The organism is Rhizobium sp. 01T444, from assembly GCF_056398305.1.
In genome coordinates, this window is the sequence record NZ_JBFTPD010000355.1 from 1 (window position 1) to 551 (window position 551).

The following is a 551-nucleotide window of genomic DNA, read 5'->3' on the forward strand; positions in this document are numbered from 1 at the left end:
TCGCCAGCCACCTCGGCGTGACCGGCTACTTCTGCGAGTTCAACACGCTGGGCGAGCTGTGGACCTCGCGCATCTCCTCGCACGTGCCGATGAAGGACGTCGCCGGCCTCCTGAGCATCGAGCGCATCGAGCAGGCCGCCGAGCTCATCTACCACTCGCTCCTGGCCAACGGCGTACGGCAGCCCAAGGTGGCCATTGCCGCCTTCAACCCGCACGGTGGCGACGGCGGCCTGTGCGGCCGCGAAGAGGTGGACATCATCGAACCGGCCGTGAAGGCGCTGCAGGCGCGCGACTGGCCGACCGAGCAGCCCTTCCACGGCCCCTTCCCGGCCGACACCATCTTCCTGAAGGCCCAGGCGGGCGACTACCAGGCCATCGTCACCATGTACCACGACCAGGGCCAGATCGCGATCAAGCTCATGGGCTTCAGCCGCGGCGTGACGGTGCAGGGCGGCCTGCCGATTCCGATCACCACGCCGGCGCACGGCACCGCCTATGACATCGCCGGGCTGGGCAAGGCCAGCGTCGAAGCCACCTGGCAGGCCTTCCGC

At 69.0% G+C, this 551-nt stretch carries 1 protein-coding gene; it reads left to right on the forward strand.

Annotation, left to right across the window (positions count from 1 at the left end; all coding sequences use genetic code 11):
• The coding region (locus AC1DTN_RS38895; RefSeq protein WP_477925567.1) for a 4-hydroxythreonine-4-phosphate dehydrogenase PdxA at positions 1–551 on the forward strand (551 nt) is incomplete at both ends.